This window comes from Pseudomonas sp. P5_109 (genome assembly GCF_034009455.1).
GTDB lineage: Bacteria > Pseudomonadota > Gammaproteobacteria > Pseudomonadales > Pseudomonadaceae > Aquipseudomonas.
In genome coordinates, this window is record NZ_CP125380.1 from 1,864,353 (window position 1) to 1,878,300 (window position 13,948).

Annotated in this window: 14 protein-coding genes and 2 pseudogenes; 11 read left to right on the top strand and 5 right to left on the bottom strand. The window is 58.0% G+C overall.

The window, feature by feature from the left end; genetic code table 11:
• Positions 1-62 precede the first annotated feature (62 nt).
• From lpdA to brnQ, 4 genes are all read left to right on the top strand, one after another.
• Positions 63-1,499: a dihydrolipoyl dehydrogenase gene (gene lpdA, locus QMK54_RS08330; protein WP_046819379.1), complete on the top strand. Its 1,437-nt coding sequence runs from the start codon at positions 63-65 to the stop codon at positions 1,497-1,499.
• 198 nt (positions 1,500-1,697) lie between these two features.
• A complete protein-coding gene (sucC, locus tag QMK54_RS08335) occupies positions 1,698-2,864 on the top strand; it encodes an ADP-forming succinate--CoA ligase subunit beta (RefSeq protein WP_007919879.1) in 1,167 nt (388 codons plus the stop codon).
• Entirely contained in the window at positions 2,864-3,745 is an 882-nt protein-coding gene (sucD, locus tag QMK54_RS08340) for a succinate--CoA ligase subunit alpha (RefSeq protein WP_008032672.1), read from the top strand. Before sucC ends, sucD begins: the two co-directional genes overlap by 1 nt.
• Before the next feature lie 465 nt (positions 3,746-4,210).
• Complete coding sequence (gene brnQ, locus QMK54_RS08345) at positions 4,211-5,524, top strand: branched-chain amino acid transport system II carrier protein (RefSeq protein WP_110659448.1); 1,314 nt, start codon at positions 4,211-4,213, stop codon at positions 5,522-5,524.
• A 136-nt stretch (positions 5,525-5,660) separates the two neighbouring features.
• Here brnQ and QMK54_RS08350 read toward each other — a convergent pair.
• Positions 5,661-5,768: pseudogene (locus QMK54_RS08350) on the bottom strand (outer membrane lipoprotein carrier protein LolA); the annotation flags it as partial.
• A gap of 30 nt (positions 5,769-5,798) precedes the next feature.
• On the opposite strand from QMK54_RS08350, the gene QMK54_RS08355 reads away from it, so the two are divergent.
• Entirely contained in the window at positions 5,799-6,536 is a 738-nt protein-coding gene (locus QMK54_RS08355) for a DUF599 domain-containing protein (protein ID WP_110659449.1), read from the top strand.
• Positions 6,536-6,937 (top strand): MAPEG family protein, encoded by a 402-nt coding sequence (locus QMK54_RS08360; protein WP_110659450.1) that lies wholly within the window; start codon positions 6,536-6,538, stop codon positions 6,935-6,937. Before QMK54_RS08355 ends, QMK54_RS08360 begins: the two co-directional genes overlap by 1 nt.
• A gap of 66 nt (positions 6,938-7,003) precedes the next feature.
• Here QMK54_RS08360 and QMK54_RS08365 read toward each other — a convergent pair whose 3' ends face one another.
• On the bottom strand, positions 7,004-7,267 hold the full coding sequence (locus QMK54_RS08365) for a hypothetical protein (protein WP_110659451.1): 264 nt from the start codon (positions 7,265-7,267) through the stop codon (positions 7,004-7,006).
• Between the two features lie 159 nt (positions 7,268-7,426).
• On the opposite strand from QMK54_RS08365, the gene QMK54_RS08370 reads away from it, so the two are divergent.
• The 4 genes from QMK54_RS08370 (at position 7,427) to QMK54_RS08385 (ending at position 11,135) form a co-directional block, all read left to right on the top strand.
• Positions 7,427-7,903 (top strand): PaaI family thioesterase, encoded by a 477-nt coding sequence (locus QMK54_RS08370; RefSeq protein ID WP_110659452.1) that lies wholly within the window; start codon positions 7,427-7,429, stop codon positions 7,901-7,903.
• Positions 7,900-8,352 (top strand): PaaI family thioesterase, encoded by a 453-nt coding sequence (locus QMK54_RS08375; protein WP_110659453.1) that lies wholly within the window; start codon positions 7,900-7,902, stop codon positions 8,350-8,352. The genes QMK54_RS08370 and QMK54_RS08375 overlap by 4 nt, the downstream gene beginning before the upstream one ends.
• An 82-nt stretch (positions 8,353-8,434) precedes the next feature.
• On the top strand, positions 8,435-10,339 hold the full coding sequence (gene htpG, locus QMK54_RS08380) for a molecular chaperone HtpG (protein WP_320402333.1): 1,905 nt from the start codon (positions 8,435-8,437) through the stop codon (positions 10,337-10,339).
• 67 nt (positions 10,340-10,406) lie between these two features.
• The gene (locus tag QMK54_RS08385; RefSeq protein ID WP_320402334.1) at positions 10,407-11,135 is read left to right on the top strand and encodes a dienelactone hydrolase family protein; all 729 of its coding nucleotides are present in this window, start codon (positions 10,407-10,409) and stop codon (positions 11,133-11,135) included.
• Positions 11,136-11,267: 132 nt separating this feature from the next.
• Here the strand turns inward: QMK54_RS08385 and QMK54_RS08390 are convergent, their stop codons facing one another.
• Both QMK54_RS08390 and QMK54_RS08395 read right to left on the bottom strand, forming a co-directional pair.
• On the bottom strand, positions 11,268-12,128 hold the full coding sequence (locus QMK54_RS08390) for a pirin family protein (protein WP_223593357.1): 861 nt from the start codon (positions 12,126-12,128) through the stop codon (positions 11,268-11,270).
• 62 nt (positions 12,129-12,190) lie between these two features.
• Positions 12,191-12,607: an OsmC family protein gene (locus QMK54_RS08395; RefSeq protein WP_320402335.1), complete on the bottom strand. Its 417-nt coding sequence runs from the start codon at positions 12,605-12,607 to the stop codon at positions 12,191-12,193.
• Here QMK54_RS08395 and QMK54_RS08400 point away from each other — a divergent pair.
• Positions 12,606-12,776: a hypothetical protein gene (locus QMK54_RS08400; RefSeq protein ID WP_320402336.1), complete on the top strand. Its 171-nt coding sequence runs from the start codon at positions 12,606-12,608 to the stop codon at positions 12,774-12,776. The two genes, QMK54_RS08395 and QMK54_RS08400, sit on opposite strands and share 2 nt — an antisense overlap.
• Positions 12,777-13,495: 719 nt before the next feature.
• Here the strand turns inward: QMK54_RS08400 and QMK54_RS08405 are convergent.
• Positions 13,496-13,918 (bottom strand): annotated as a pseudogene (locus QMK54_RS08405) (DUF3108 domain-containing protein); the annotation flags it as partial.
• Positions 13,919-13,948 lie beyond the last annotated feature (30 nt).

Sequence of the window (13,948 nt, forward strand, 5' to 3'; positions counted from 1 at the left end):
AAAACCCGAAGCCTGGCTTGCAGCTTGCGGCTTGAAGCTTTTCGCTAAAGAGGATTTTTTGAATGTCGCAGAAATTTGACGTAGTAGTGATCGGCGCGGGCCCTGGCGGTTACGTGGCTGCCATCAAGGCCGCTCAGCTTGGTCTTTCGACTGCCTGCATCGAGAAGTACACCGACAAGGAAGGCAAACTGGCTCTGGGCGGTACTTGCCTGAACGTCGGCTGCATTCCATCCAAGGCGCTGCTGGATAGCTCCTGGAAGTACAAGGAAGCCAAAGAAGGCTTCGCGATCCACGGTATCAACCACGCTGGCGTGACCATGGACGTGCCAGCAATGGTCGGCCGCAAGGCCACCATCGTCAAAGGCCTGACCTCTGGCGTTGCGACCCTGTTCAAAGCCAACGGTGTGACCTCCATTGAAGGTCACGGCAAGCTGCTGGCCGGCAAGCAGGTTGAAGTCACCAAGCCAGACGGCTCGGTAGAAATCATCCAGGCCGAGAACGTCATCCTGGCTCCAGGTTCGCGTCCGATCGACATTCCACCGGCTCCGGTCGACCAGAATGTGATCGTTGATTCGACTGGCGCCCTGGAATTCCAGACCGTGCCTAAGCGTCTGGGCGTGATCGGCGCTGGTGTGATCGGTCTGGAACTGGGTTCGGTCTGGTCGCGTCTGGGTGCAGAAGTGACTGTCCTGGAAGCCCTGGACACCTTCCTGATGGCCGCTGACGCAGCTGTTTCCAAGGAAGCGCTGAAAACCCTGACCAAACAGGGCCTGGACATCAAGCTGGGCGCTCGCGTGACCGGTTCCAAAGTGAACGGCGACGAAGTCGTGGTGAACTACACCGATGCCAAGGGCGAACAGAACATCACTTTCGACAAGCTGATCGTAGCCGTTGGTCGCCGTCCGGTGACCACTGATCTGTTGGCTGCCGACTGCGGCGTGACCCTGGACGAGCGCGGTTTTGTGCACGTTGATGATCACTGCGCCACCACCGTACCGGGCGTCTACGCCATCGGCGACGTGGTTCGCGGCATGATGCTGGCGCACAAGGCCTCGGAAGAGGGCATCATGGTTGTCGAGCGCATCAAGGGCCACAAGGCCCAGATGAACTATGATTTGATCCCTTCGGTTATTTATACTCACCCGGAAATCGCGTGGGTGGGTAAAACCGAGCAGGCCTTGAAAGCTGAAGGCGTTGAAGTTAACGTCGGCACCTTCCCGTTCGCAGCCTCTGGCCGTGCCATGGCTGCCAACGACACCGGTGGTTTCGTCAAGGTCATCGCTGATGCCAAGACAGACCGCGTACTGGGCGTCCACGTGATTGGCCCAAGCGCTGCCGAACTGGTTCAGCAGGGCGCGATCGGTATGGAATTCGGCACCAGCGCTGAAGACCTGGGCATGATGGTTTTCTCCCATCCGACCCTGTCTGAAGCCTTGCACGAAGCTGCTCTGGCAGTGAATGGCGGCGCCATTCACATCGCCAACCGCAAGAAGCGTTAAGACATAATAAGAAACCACGGCGGTTTGGCCCGTCGTGAGCCTTGCATGCAAGACTCACCGCGGAATATCCGCTGGACGCAGTCTTGCATAGCTGCACCGGATATCCGGAAAGGCTATGCAAGCAGCAGTCACAGGTGGTGCGGCACTTGAATGAGTGCAGCACCGAATGCGCAGTACCTAACGAAGACGGTAATAAGCATGAATCTTCACGAGTATCAGGGTAAGCAGCTGTTCGCTGAGTACGGCCTGCCAGTTTCCACCGGTTACGCGGTAGACACCCCGGAAGCAGCAGCAGAAGCTTGCGACAAAATCGGCGGCAGCGAGTGGGTTGTCAAAGCCCAGGTCCACGCCGGTGGTCGCGGTAAAGCGGGCGGCGTAAAGCTGGTTCGCAGCAAAGAAGACGCCAAAGCCTTCGCACAGCAGTGGCTGGGCAAGCGTCTGGTGACTTACCAGACTGACGCCAATGGTCAGCCAGTCACCAAGATCCTGGTTGAATCGTGCACTGATATCGCTAAAGAGCTGTACCTGGGCGCTGTCGTTGACCGTTCGAGCCGTCGCATCGTGTTCATGGCTTCCACCGAAGGTGGCGTGGACATCGAGAAAATCGCTCACGACACTCCAGAAAAAATTCTGAAAGCCACTATCGATCCACTGGTTGGCGCTCAGCCATTCCAGGGTCGCGAGCTGGCATTCCAGCTGGGCCTGGAAGGCAAGCAGGTTGCTCAGTTCGCCAAGATCTTCGTAGGTCTGGCCAAACTGTTCAAGGATCACGACCTGGCCCTGCTGGAAGTGAACCCGCTGGTGATCAAGGCTGACGGCGATCTGCACTGCCTCGATGCCAAGATCAACATCGACGCCAACGCCATGTACCGTCAGCCTAAGCTGAAGACTTTCCACGATCCGTCGCAAGACGATCCGCGCGAAGCGCACGCTGCCAAGTTCGAACTGAACTACGTAGCGCTGGAAGGCAACATCGGTTGCATGGTCAACGGTGCTGGCCTGGCCATGGGTACCATGGACATCGTCAACCTGCATGGCGGTAAACCAGCCAACTTCCTCGACGTGGGCGGCGGTGCTACCAAGGAACGCGTTACCGAAGCGTTCAAGATCATCCTGTCCGACACTAACGTCGCTGCAGTACTGGTCAACATCTTCGGCGGCATCGTTCGTTGCGACATGATTGCCGAAGGCATCATCGGCGCTGTGAAAGAAGTCGGCGTGAAAATCCCGGTTGTTGTTCGCCTGGAAGGCAACAACGCTGAACTGGGCGCTAAAGTACTGGCAGAAAGCGGTTTGAACATCATCGCTGCTACCAGCCTGACCGACGCTGCTCAACAAGTTGTCAAAGCTGCGGAGGGCAAATAATGAGCGTCCTGATCAATAAAGACACCAAAGTTATCTGCCAGGGTATTACCGGTTCGCAAGGTAGTTTCCACACCCAGCAAGCCATCGAGTACGGCACCAAGATGGTTGGTGGTGTAACTCCAGGCAAAGGCGGCACCGAACACCTGGGCCTGCCAGTGTTCAACACCGTTAAAGACGCAGTAGCTGCCACTGGCGCTACCGCCAGCGTGATCTACGTTCCGGCTCCTTTCTGCAAAGATTCGATCCTGGAAGCGGCTTTCGGCGGCATCAAGCTGATCGTCTGCATCACCGAAGGCATTCCTACCCTGGACATGCTGGACGCTAAAGTTAAGTGCGACGAGCTGGGTATCACCCTGATCGGCCCTAACTGCCCAGGCGTGATCACCCCAGGCGAATGCAAGATCGGCATCATGCCAGGTCACATTCACTTGCCAGGCAAGGTCGGTATCGTTTCCCGTTCCGGCACCCTGACCTACGAAGCTGTCAAGCAGACTACTGACGCCGGTTTCGGTCAGTCGACTTGCGTCGGCATCGGTGGTGACCCGATCCCGGGTTCGAACTTCATCGACATCCTGAAGCTGTTCCAGGAAGACCCGAAGACCGAAGCGATCGTGATGATCGGTGAGATCGGCGGTTCGGCTGAAGAAGAAGCGGCTGCCTACATCAAGGCACACGTGACCAAGCCAGTTGTTTCCTACATCGCTGGTGTGACTGCTCCTCCGGGCAAGCGCATGGGCCATGCTGGCGCAATCATCTCTGGCGGCAAAGGCACTGCAGACGAGAAATTCGCTGCTCTGCAAGACGCAGGCGTTAAAACCGTGCGTTCGCTGGCAGACATCGGCAAAGCCCTGGCTGAGCTGACTGGTTGGGCTGTCAAGTAAGCCTCGCGCTTAGCTGACGCTTCACCAAACAAAGGCCACCCTCGGGTGGCCTTTGTCGTTTCCGGCATTTGTGTTGTCCGCAGGGCTTTTGTGGCGAGGGGGTTTGCCCCCGTTCGGCTGCGCAGCAGCCGTCATTCAGGACGATGCAGTGCGCCTGACATTATCCGAATGCAGGTTTTTCGGGGTCGCTTCGCAACCCAACGGGGGCAAGCCCCCTCGCCACAGAGGTCCGTGTAGATAAATTTGATACGTAAACGCGACACGAAAATGTCGTAGATCGGAATGTTCGCCCTCTAACAGTGCGTTTCTGGTTCAAATTCGTTAGGCTACGCGCCATTTTTGCGTCCGCTGCCCACAAGGCGGCAACGCGCTAAAAGGGTTGGTTTTATACGGACCGACAGCATTTCCCTCACCCATAGGGAAATCCCTCTCTAAATTCCGATTCAGTAGTGTGGTATTTCCTTAATGAAAGTGTTGAAAGGCCAGGACATCCTGGCACTTGGTTTTATGACGTTTGCCCTGTTCGTCGGGGCTGGCAACATCATCTTCCCGCCTATCGTCGGTTTGCAGTCCGGGCCTAATGTCTGGATGGCGGCGCTGGGCTTCCTGGTCACCGCAGTCGGTCTGCCCGTGATCACCGTTGTAGCCCTGGCCAAGGTCGGTGGTGCAATGGATGCATTGAGCAGCCCGATCGGTAAAGTGGCAGGCGGCCTGTTGGCGGCGGCCTGCTATCTGGCCGTGGGGCCCCTGTTCGCGACGCCGCGTACCGCGACGGTTTCGTTCGAAGTGGGCCTGGCGCCGTTGACCGGTGAGAGCCCGCTGGCGCTGTTCCTGTACAGCTCGGTTTACTTCCTGCTGGTGTTTTTCATCTCGCTGTATCCGGGTCGTCTGCTGGATACCGTAGGGCGCTTCCTCGCGCCGCTGAAGATCATTGCCCTGGCCGCTCTCGGCATCGCCGCATTCGCCTTGCCGGCCGGTGACATTGGTCAAGCAACCCCTGAATACCTGGCGGCACCGTTTTCCCAGGGCTTCATCAATGGTTACCTGACCATGGATACCCTGGGCGCCCTGGTGTTCGGCATCGTCATCGTCAACGCCATCCGTTCCCGCGGCGTCGAGTCGCCAGCACTGATCACCCGCTATGCGATCATCGCCGGCCTGATTGCCGGTGTGGGCCTGGCACTGGTCTATGTCAGCCTGTTCCGTCTCGGTTCGGGCAGCCATGAAGTGGCCGCAGGCGCTACCAATGGCGCGGCGGTATTGCATGCTTACGTGCAGCACACCTTCGGTTCGCTGGGCAGCGGTTTCCTCGCCGTGCTGATTTCGCTGGCGTGCCTGGTGACCGCGGTCGGCCTGACCTGCGCCTGCGCCGAGTACTTCAGCCGAGTGCTGCCACTGTCCTACAAGACGCTGGTGATCATCCTTGCGGCATTCTCCCTGCTGGTGTCCAACCTGGGCCTGACCAAGCTGATTGCGTTCTCGATCCCTGTACTGACCGCGATCTACCCGCCGTGCATCGCCTTGGTGGCCCTGAGCTTCTGCAAGGACTTCTGGCATGAACAGGGCCGCATCGTCGGCCCGGTCATGCTGGTGTCGTTCATCTTCGGCCTGATCGATGCCTTGAAGGGTGCCGGTCTGGCGGACTGGATGCCGACACAAATGGCGCACCTGCCGCTGAGCGAGCAGGGCCTGGCCTGGCTGGTGCCGTCGGTGATGACGCTGGTGGTTGCGGTTATCTGCGACCGTATGCTGGGCAAGCGCGAAGAAGCGCTGGCTTAAAGCTTTCGACCTGCCATAAGCGGGTCGGACAAGCAGAAACAGAAATGCCCCGTATCAATCGATACGGGGCATTTTTTTATGGGGTGGTGCGGTGTCTTTTCTTCTGCGCTAACGTCGAAAGACTGCGCAATCCCCTTGTAGGAGCGAGCTTGCTCGCGAAGAACTTGAGAGCACCGCGTTTATCCAGAAATCGCGCGCCATGGTTCACGGCCTTCGCGAGCAAGCTCGCTCCCACAGGATTCATGTACTCCGCAAATACATCACAAGGACCTGCATGTCGTTCATCCAAGCCAACCTGATCCACATTCTTGCCGCTATCTGGTTCGTCATCTGCTGGGGCGGGTACACCCGCTATGCCACCTGGAAAGGCCGTGACACTGCGTGCCTGGCCAGCGTTCTGCACCTTTACCGCGAAGACTGGATGCGCCGCATGCTGTTGCGCGACAACCGCATCGCCGATGCCAGCGTGATCGGCAATCTGGAACGCAATGCCTCGTTCTTCGCCTCCAGTACATTGATTATCCTGGCCGGTATTCTCACGGTGCTCGGGGCGTCGGAGCGGGCGGTATCGTTGCTGGCGGATATCCCGATGGTGCAACAGGCCTCCCAGGGCATGTCGGAAATCAAGTTGCTGTGCCTGGCGCTGGTGTTTGTCTATGCGTTCTTCACGTTCAGCTGGTGCATGCGCCAGTACAACTTTGCGGCGGTGTTGGTGGGTTCGGCGCCAATGGTCGGTGAGCGTCTTGTGTCGGAGCAAGAGCGCAAGGCGTTTGCTGCCCGCGCAGCCCGTGTCATCTCCATGGCCGCCAACCAGTTCAACTTCGGGCTGCGTTCCTACTATTTCGGCATGACCATGCTGGCCTGGTTTGTCAGCCCATGGTTATTCATGTTGATGAGTGCCGGCGTCGTATTTGTGTTGTACCGCCGCGAGTTTCATTCCGACGTTCTCGACGTGATGGTCTATACCCCTACAGAGGCGCCGTTGCCGGAGTCGATCAAAGAGGCTGCTTGATGAGTATTCCATTCTGGTGCGTGTTTATCAGTGCGGTATTGATTTACCTGGCGCGCATGCCCGTGACCACCGCCATGAAAGAGTTGGGCGGCTACGATAACCACTTGCCGCGCCAACAGCAGACGCAACTCACGGGCCTGGGTGCCCGGGCTCTGGCGGCGCATCAGAATAGTTTCGAAGCATTCATCCTGTTTGCGGTGGGTGTGTTGATGGCGCACACCACGCAGACGGCCGGTTGGCTCATCGATTTGCTCGCGATCATCTTTGTGATCTCGCGGATCATTTATCTGTTGTGTTACTGGAAAGACTTGACCTGGCAACGCAGCCTGGTTTGGCTGGTGGGATTTATCTGTTCGCTGTTGCTGATGATTAGTCCGACTTTTAGAACGATTTTGCTCTAACCGTTTTTTAAGGACAAAAGAAAACCCGCACTTGGCGGGTTTTCTTTTGCCACTCTAAAAACCGTATTAGTTCTTAGGTGCTTCCGGAGCAGTTGGAGCGGCCGGTGCGGCCTCTTTTGCCGCTTCCGCGTTCGATTCAGCCTGATCTTTGGCGGCTTCGGCGTTTTCTTTCGCGGCGTCGTTCACTTTATCCTGAGCTTTGCTCATGTCTTGCTGAGCTTGCTCAGCATGTTTGGCAGCATCTTGAGCTTTGTCCTCGGATTTTTTATCGCAGGCAGCGAGACCGAGGGAAGCGGTCAACATCAAGGCAATAGCTAAAGTCTTACGCATGGGGTGTTTCTCCTGATGAAAAGCATCTACTGGCCTTAAGAACCCACGCATCAGGGTTAAGTTCCTTAATTCTTTCAGATATATAAGTTTTATTCTAATGCGGAACTTTTACCCGATCCGCCAACGTACGGTATGGGTATAAACAAGAGTGTTTATCAAATGGCTGAAAACCCCATTTTTGAGCGTGCGACGCGCTTTCTGTCGGCGCTGCGACATTGTCAGGTACTTGGACTAAGCGTTCACAGCGCCAGCAGCGAAGGACTGACGGTCGTGCTGCCGTATAGCCCGCAGATCGTCGGCAATCCCGAAACCGGCGTGATTCATGGCGGGGCGCTGACCTCGCTGATGGACACCGCCTGTGGCATGGCGACGCTCTGCGTACTCCCTGAGTTTGAAGTCTGCCCGACCCTCGACCTGCGCATCGACTACATGCACGCCGCCGAGCCACATAAGGATGTCTATGGTTTTGCCCAGTGCTATCGGGTCACCACCGACGTGATTTTTGCCCGTGGCTTCGCCTATCAGGACGACCCCGGGCAACCCATTGCCCATGTCATGGGCACTTTCATGCGCATGGGCAAGGGCATCAAAGGCACCAAGGGCTTTGGTGGGGTGGTAGCCGGAGGGGCGCAATGAGCGAGTCTTTGAAGGACCAACTGCAAAAGGCCCACGAGCAGGGCGATTACGCCTCGCTGCTGGATTTGATTCCCTATGCCCGGCTGATCGGCGTCGAATGTTCACGGGTGGGAGATGAGTTGCTGTTCAAGCTGCCAGCGAACAAGGACAACATTGGAAACCCTTTGTTACCGGCTATTCATGGCGGTGTGATCGCCGGTTTCATGGAATTGGCCGCCGCGTTGCACCTGTTGGTGTTTACCGGGTCGCCCGGGGTGCCGAAGATTATCGACTTCTCTCTGGACTACCTGCGTGCCGGGCAGTTTCGCGATACCTGGGCCCGATGCCAGGTCTGGCGCCAGGGTCGCCGGGTCGCCAACGTGGCGATTACCGCCTGGCAAAGCACCGAAGCCGAGCCCATTGCCACTGCCCGTGCCCATTTCAAACTCGAAGAGCCCTTGAAATCCTGAACTCAGCCCCAAACTCAGATGACAACCCGCCGCCGACCGCTCAAGGTCACGGCCAATGCCATCTGATTGGAGTTTGATGACCATGAGTGTGGAAACTCAAAAGGAAACCCTGGGCTTCCAGACCGAGGTGAAGCAACTGCTGCACCTCATGATCCATTCGCTGTATTCCAACAAGGAAATTTTCCTTCGCGAATTGATCTCGAACGCCTCTGACGCTGTCGACAAGTTACGTTTCGAAGCCCTGGCCAAGCCAGAGCTGCTGGAAGGTGGCGCCGAACTGAAAATCCGCGTGAGCTTCGACAAGGACGCTAAAACCGTCACCCTCGAAGACAACGGTATCGGCATGAGCCGCGAAGACGCGATCACCCACCTGGGTACCATCGCCAAGTCCGGCACCGCCGATTTCATGAAACACCTGAGCGGCGACCAGAAGAAAGACTCGCACCTGATCGGCCAGTTCGGTGTCGGTTTCTACTCCGCGTTCATCGTCGCCGATAAAGTCGACGTGTACAGCCGTCGTGCCGGCGCCTCAGCCAGCGAAGGCGTGCACTGGTCGTCCAAGGGCGAAGGTGATTTCGAAGTTGCGACCGTCGACAAGGCCGACCGCGGCACTCGCATCGTCCTGCACCTGAAATCCGGCGAAGACGAATTTGCCGATGGCTGGCGCCTGCGCAACATCATCAAGAAGTACTCCGACCACATCGCCTTGCCGATCGAGCTGCCGAAAGAAGTGGCTGCTGCCGAAGGTGAAGAGAAGCCGGCCGTTGAGTGGGAAACCGTCAACCGCGCCAGCGCCCTGTGGACCCGTCCGCGTACCGAGATCAAGGACGAGGAATACCAGGAGTTCTACAAGCACATCGCTCACGATTTCGAAAACCCGCTGAGCTGGAGCCACAACAAGGTCGAAGGCAAGCTCGAATACAGCTCGCTGCTGTACGTGCCGACCCGCGCTCCGTTCGACCTGTACCAGCGTGAAGCGCCGAAAGGCCTGAAGCTGTACGTACAGCGTGTGTTCGTCATGGATCAGGCCGAGTCCTTCCTGCCGCTGTACCTGCGCTTCATCAAAGGCGTGGTCGACTCCAATGACCTGTCGCTGAACGTGTCGCGGGAAATCCTGCAGAAAGACCCGATTATCGACTCGATGAAATCGGCGCTGACCAAGCGCGTTCTGGACATGCTGGAAAAACTGGCGAAGAACGAGCCAGAGCAATACAAGGGCTTCTGGAAAAACTTCGGTCAGGTCATGAAAGAAGGCCCGGCAGAAGATTTCGCCAACAAGGAAAAAATCGCCGGTCTGCTGCGTTTCGCATCGACCAACGGCGACGATGGCGAGCAGGTTGTCGGCCTGACCGAGTACCTGACGCGCGCCAAGGAAGGTCAGGACAAGATCTACTACCTGACCGGCGAAACCTACGCCCAAGTCAAAAACAGCCCGCACCTGGAAGTCTTCCGCAAGAAAGGCATCGAAGTGCTGCTGCTGACCGACCGCATCGACGAGTGGCTGATGAGCTACCTCAGCGATTTCGACGGCAAGAGCTTCGTCGACGTGGCGCGCGGTGACCTGGACCTGGGCAACCTGGACTCGGAAGAGGACAAGAAAGCCGCGGAAGAAGTCGCCAAGGCCAAAGAAGGTCTGGTCGAGCGTCTGAAGGCCGCGCTGGGCGAATCCGTTGCGGAAGTCCGGGTGTCCCATCGCCTGACCGATTCCCCGGCGATCCTGGCCATCGGCGAGCAGGACCTTGGCTTGCAGATGCGTCAGATCCTGGAAGCCAGCGGTCAGAAGGTTCCTGATTCGAAGCCGATCTTCGAATTCAACCCGGCTCACCCGCTGATCGAGAAGCTCGACAACGAGCAGAGCGACGAGCGCTTCGGCGACCTGTCGCACATCCTCTTCGATCAGGCGGCCCTGGCGGCCGGTGACAGCTTGAAGGACCCGGCGGCCTATGTGCGCCGTCTGAACAAGCTGTTGATCGAGTTGTCGGCTTAACTGTGTTGTAGAAAAACCCGCTTCGGCGGGTTTTTTCATTCTGGTGTTTAAAAATCAGGAGTCAGAAATGAGCCAAATCACTGTACGTTCCGTTGCCTATCAGATTGATGGCCAGGCTTACGAAAGCCGTCTGGCCTTCGACGCCGACCATAAAGGCCCGCGTCCGGGTTTGTTGATGGCGCCGAACTGGATGGGCGTCAGCGCCGGTGCCGAGGAGATCGCCAAGTCCGTGGCAGCCAAAGGCTATGTGGTGCTGATCGCGGACCTTTATGGTCAAGCGGTTCGCCCGACGAACAATGACGAGGCGGGCGCGGCAATGATGCCGTTGAAGAATGACCGTGCGTTGCTGCGCAAGCGCATGCAGGTGGCATTCGAGCAGTTGCAGGGTCAGGGCGAGGCGGCAGTGGATACGTCGAAGCTGGCGACCTACGGTTTCTGCTTCGGCGGTTGCTGTGCCCTGGAGTTCTCCCGTACCGGCGCGCCAGTGAAGGCCGCGGTGTCGTTCCACGGCACGCTGGATACGCCGAACCCGGCTGATGCGAAAAACATCAAGGGTAAGGTGCTGGTACTGCACGGCGCTTCCGATCCACTGGTGCCGAAGGAGCAGTTGCCAGCGTTCGAGGATGAAATGAACGCGGCCGGTGTCGACTGGCAGTTGCTGAGTTACGGCGGTGCGTTCCACTCGTTCACCGACCCGCATGCGAATGTGCCGGGGATGATGATGTACGACGCCAAGGTCGCTGCCCGGGCATTCACGTCGATGCATAACCTGCTGGATGAAGTGTTCAAGGGTTGATCTGGTGTCAGGCATCGACTTTGCCGGTGCCTGAGCCGGTCTCTTCGCGAGCAAGCCCGCTCCCACATTTGATCGCGTTCCAATGTGGGAGCGGGCTTGCTCGCGAAGGCGGTTCCATAGGCAACCAAAACCTCAGGGCAATTCGATCCTCTCAACTTCCCCCGGCACCGTCGGCCAATCCCCGGCCGCCCAGCGCCGGCGTGCTTCATCAATCGCCGCCGGATCGCTCGCGACAAAATTCCAGTTGATCCGCCGTGGTCCGTCCAGCGCAGCGCCGCCAAACAGCACGGCGTGACTGTCGCTTTCAGCAAACAGAGTCATTTCTTCCCCGGCAGGCAGCACCACCAGCGAATGCGGCTGAAGCGGCTCGCCATCCAGTTGCACGTCACCGCTCAACACATACAGCGCCCGTTCTTCATGCTCGGTGGGGATGAGCAATGTCGTCGCCGTTTGCAGGTGCAGTTCCGCGTACAGCGTAGGAGACAGCACAGGTACTGGTGATTCCAGGCAAAAGCCTGACCCGGCGATCATGCGAATCTTCACCCCCAGGTTTTCGCTGACCGGCAAGGTGGCCGCTGGATGGTGGCTGTAATGCCCGGGACCTTGTTCTTTGTCCTTGGGCGATGCCAGCCAGATCTGCAAGCCGTGCATCGTGAAACCGCTTTCTTTCAGGGCCGCGGGCGTGCGTTCGACGTGGGCGATGGCGCTGCCGGCCGTCATCCAGCTGACGTCGCCAGTCCCGACCACTTGATCGGAGCCGAGGCTGTCCTTGTGCTGGATTTGCCCCTGGAACAGGTAGGTGAGGGTGGACAGGCCAATGTGTGGATGCTGGCGAATGTTCATACCCTTGCCCGGTGGGTAACGGGTTTCCAGCATGTGGTCGAAAAACACGAATGGCCCGACGCTGCGGCACTTGGCGGATGGCAACGGGCGCAGAATCGGTTGGCCTTCGACATCTTCGGTGCGGGGGCGGATCACGAGCGGAGTGTTCATGGTGCGTTCCAGGCTGAGCGGGAGATGCGTTCGAGCATAACCCGCCTTTTCAGCCCGTGCCGCTATTGGCTGAACGGTCCTTCGGACAAATGCGTTTCGATGCTGACTTCAGACGTGGTCATCAGCTTGTGGATCGGGCAACGATCGGCCACGCGGTGCAGTTCTTCGCGCTGGGCGTCGGTGAGTACGCCCTTGAGGGTCAGTTTGACGTGAAGCACGTACTGGCCTTTCTGCTCCAGGCTGTTGTCGCGCTTGACCTCGACGCCGACTCCGGTCAACGGGATGTCTTTCTTCCTCGCATACATTTTCAGGGTCAGGGCTTTGCAGGCACCCAGCGCGGCATCGAAATAATCGTGAGGCTCCGGCGCCGAGCCTTCACCGCCGGCCGTGACGGGCGCGTCGGCGAAGAGTTCGTGTTCATCGATTTGGACGCTGTGGCGCAAACCTTCGGCGGAGACAGTGTTGACGGTGACAGTCATGGGAAACCTCGCAGGCAGCAGGAAAAGTCATTCGATCAAGAAAGACCTTGAAGGTATAGAGCATTACACCGCGCGTGCGTTCCGCATTCCTTCTGTAGGAGCTGCCGCAGGCTGCGATCTTTTGATCTTCAAAAAAAAGCCCCGCATTCGCGCAATGCTGTTCACTTAAGCATGGGGTTGTTAAAAACTGGATTGGGGGGATATCCATTGCTGCGGTAACGGCCACTTATGGTTTCGCCCTTACGGCGAGTCCCTTTTTCAAACGCCAAAAAGGAACCAAAAGGCTCTTGCCCCACCACTCGGTGCCTCGCCTAGGCTCGGCATGCCCTCTCTCCGGCATTGCTCCGTGGGTCGCCGCGATGGGCCATCCATGGCCCAGCGCGGCTAAACCGGCGTCCTGCCGGTTTACCCACTACGCAATGCCTGCGTTCGGCCATCGTGGTTTAATGGGGCGCCACGATCAAAAGCAAAGCGAGGCGGCCTGACAGCCGACCTGTTTCTAGTGAACACGTTTCCCTGTAGGAGCGAGCTTGCTCGCGATGGTCGCCAACGATAAAGCGCCCTGTCTGGATGACTGCGTTGTCTGGAAGTCCATCGTCGGAACGCCGCCCGGAGCAGGCGCGCTCCTACAATTGGATCGCGCACAGACCTGCAATCAGGTCGGCTGTCAGGCCGCCTCGCTTTGGCTTTGGCTTTGGCTTTTTGATTTTCTTGCCCTATATCGAGAGGCCGAGTGGAGGTTCTGCGCAGGCTTTTCCAAGTGACTCGCTGTAAGAGCAAAACCATAGGTGGCCGTTACCGCAGGAATGGATATACACCTAATCCAAATATCCACCTGGAGCCCTCCAACGTAAAGTGAACAGCATTACCGCATTCGCGGGGCTTCGTTCAACTGCCCTTAACCGAGTTGCCGTTCACCGCACCGTCCAGGAGCATGATGTTGTACTCCCTGCCATCGGTCTCGACCTGTTGCAGGCGAACCAGCAGGTAATCCCAATTCTTGGCGAACCACAGCACGGTGATGCGCTTGCTTTGTGTTGGGTCGCGCACGCGCTCGACCTTGATCGCATCGATCTGGCCAGCCTTGGTTTCGACTTTTTCCGAACCCAGCACGCGGAAGTCGTAGGTATCGACTTCGCCATCATCGACGACCTGATAGCTCATGCTTTTCTTGCCGGCGGCCACGTCATGCTGCAGCGCCAGCTGGTAGGTGGATTTGTCGAGCATGCCGCGGTTGAGGGCAATATTGACCGCGTCGCCACTACCGGTGCCCTTGTCGACGGTCAGGGTGTTTTTCTTCGGACAGCCAATCAGTTCAGTCATCGCCGCCAGTCAAATTCA

Bases quoted from the DNA above. Each gene is read 5' to 3' on its own strand.
- lpdA (WP_046819379.1), top strand. From the start codon at position 63: ATGTCGCAGAAATTTGACGTAGTAGTGATCGGCGCGGGCCCTGGCGGT.
- sucC (WP_007919879.1), top strand. From the start codon at position 1,698: ATGAATCTTCACGAGTATCAGGGTAAGCAGCTGTTCGCTGAGTACGGC.
- sucD (WP_008032672.1), top strand. From the start codon at position 2,864: ATGAGCGTCCTGATCAATAAAGACACCAAAGTTATCTGCCAGGGTATT.
- brnQ (WP_110659448.1), top strand. From the start codon at position 4,211: ATGAAAGTGTTGAAAGGCCAGGACATCCTGGCACTTGGTTTTATGACG.
- QMK54_RS08355 (WP_110659449.1), top strand. From the start codon at position 5,799: ATGTCGTTCATCCAAGCCAACCTGATCCACATTCTTGCCGCTATCTGG.
- QMK54_RS08360 (WP_110659450.1), top strand. From the start codon at position 6,536: ATGAGTATTCCATTCTGGTGCGTGTTTATCAGTGCGGTATTGATTTAC.
- QMK54_RS08365 (WP_110659451.1), bottom strand. From the start codon at position 7,267: ATGCGTAAGACTTTAGCTATTGCCTTGATGTTGACCGCTTCCCTCGGT.
- QMK54_RS08370 (WP_110659452.1), top strand. From the start codon at position 7,427: ATGGCTGAAAACCCCATTTTTGAGCGTGCGACGCGCTTTCTGTCGGCG.
- QMK54_RS08375 (WP_110659453.1), top strand. From the start codon at position 7,900: ATGAGCGAGTCTTTGAAGGACCAACTGCAAAAGGCCCACGAGCAGGGC.
- htpG (WP_320402333.1), top strand. From the start codon at position 8,435: ATGAGTGTGGAAACTCAAAAGGAAACCCTGGGCTTCCAGACCGAGGTG.
- QMK54_RS08385 (WP_320402334.1), top strand. From the start codon at position 10,407: ATGAGCCAAATCACTGTACGTTCCGTTGCCTATCAGATTGATGGCCAG.
- QMK54_RS08390 (WP_223593357.1), bottom strand. From the start codon at position 12,128: ATGAACACTCCGCTCGTGATCCGCCCCCGCACCGAAGATGTCGAAGGC.
- QMK54_RS08400 (WP_320402336.1), top strand. From the start codon at position 12,606: ATGGGAAACCTCGCAGGCAGCAGGAAAAGTCATTCGATCAAGAAAGAC.
- QMK54_RS08395 (WP_320402335.1), bottom strand. From the start codon at position 12,607: ATGACTGTCACCGTCAACACTGTCTCCGCCGAAGGTTTGCGCCACAGC.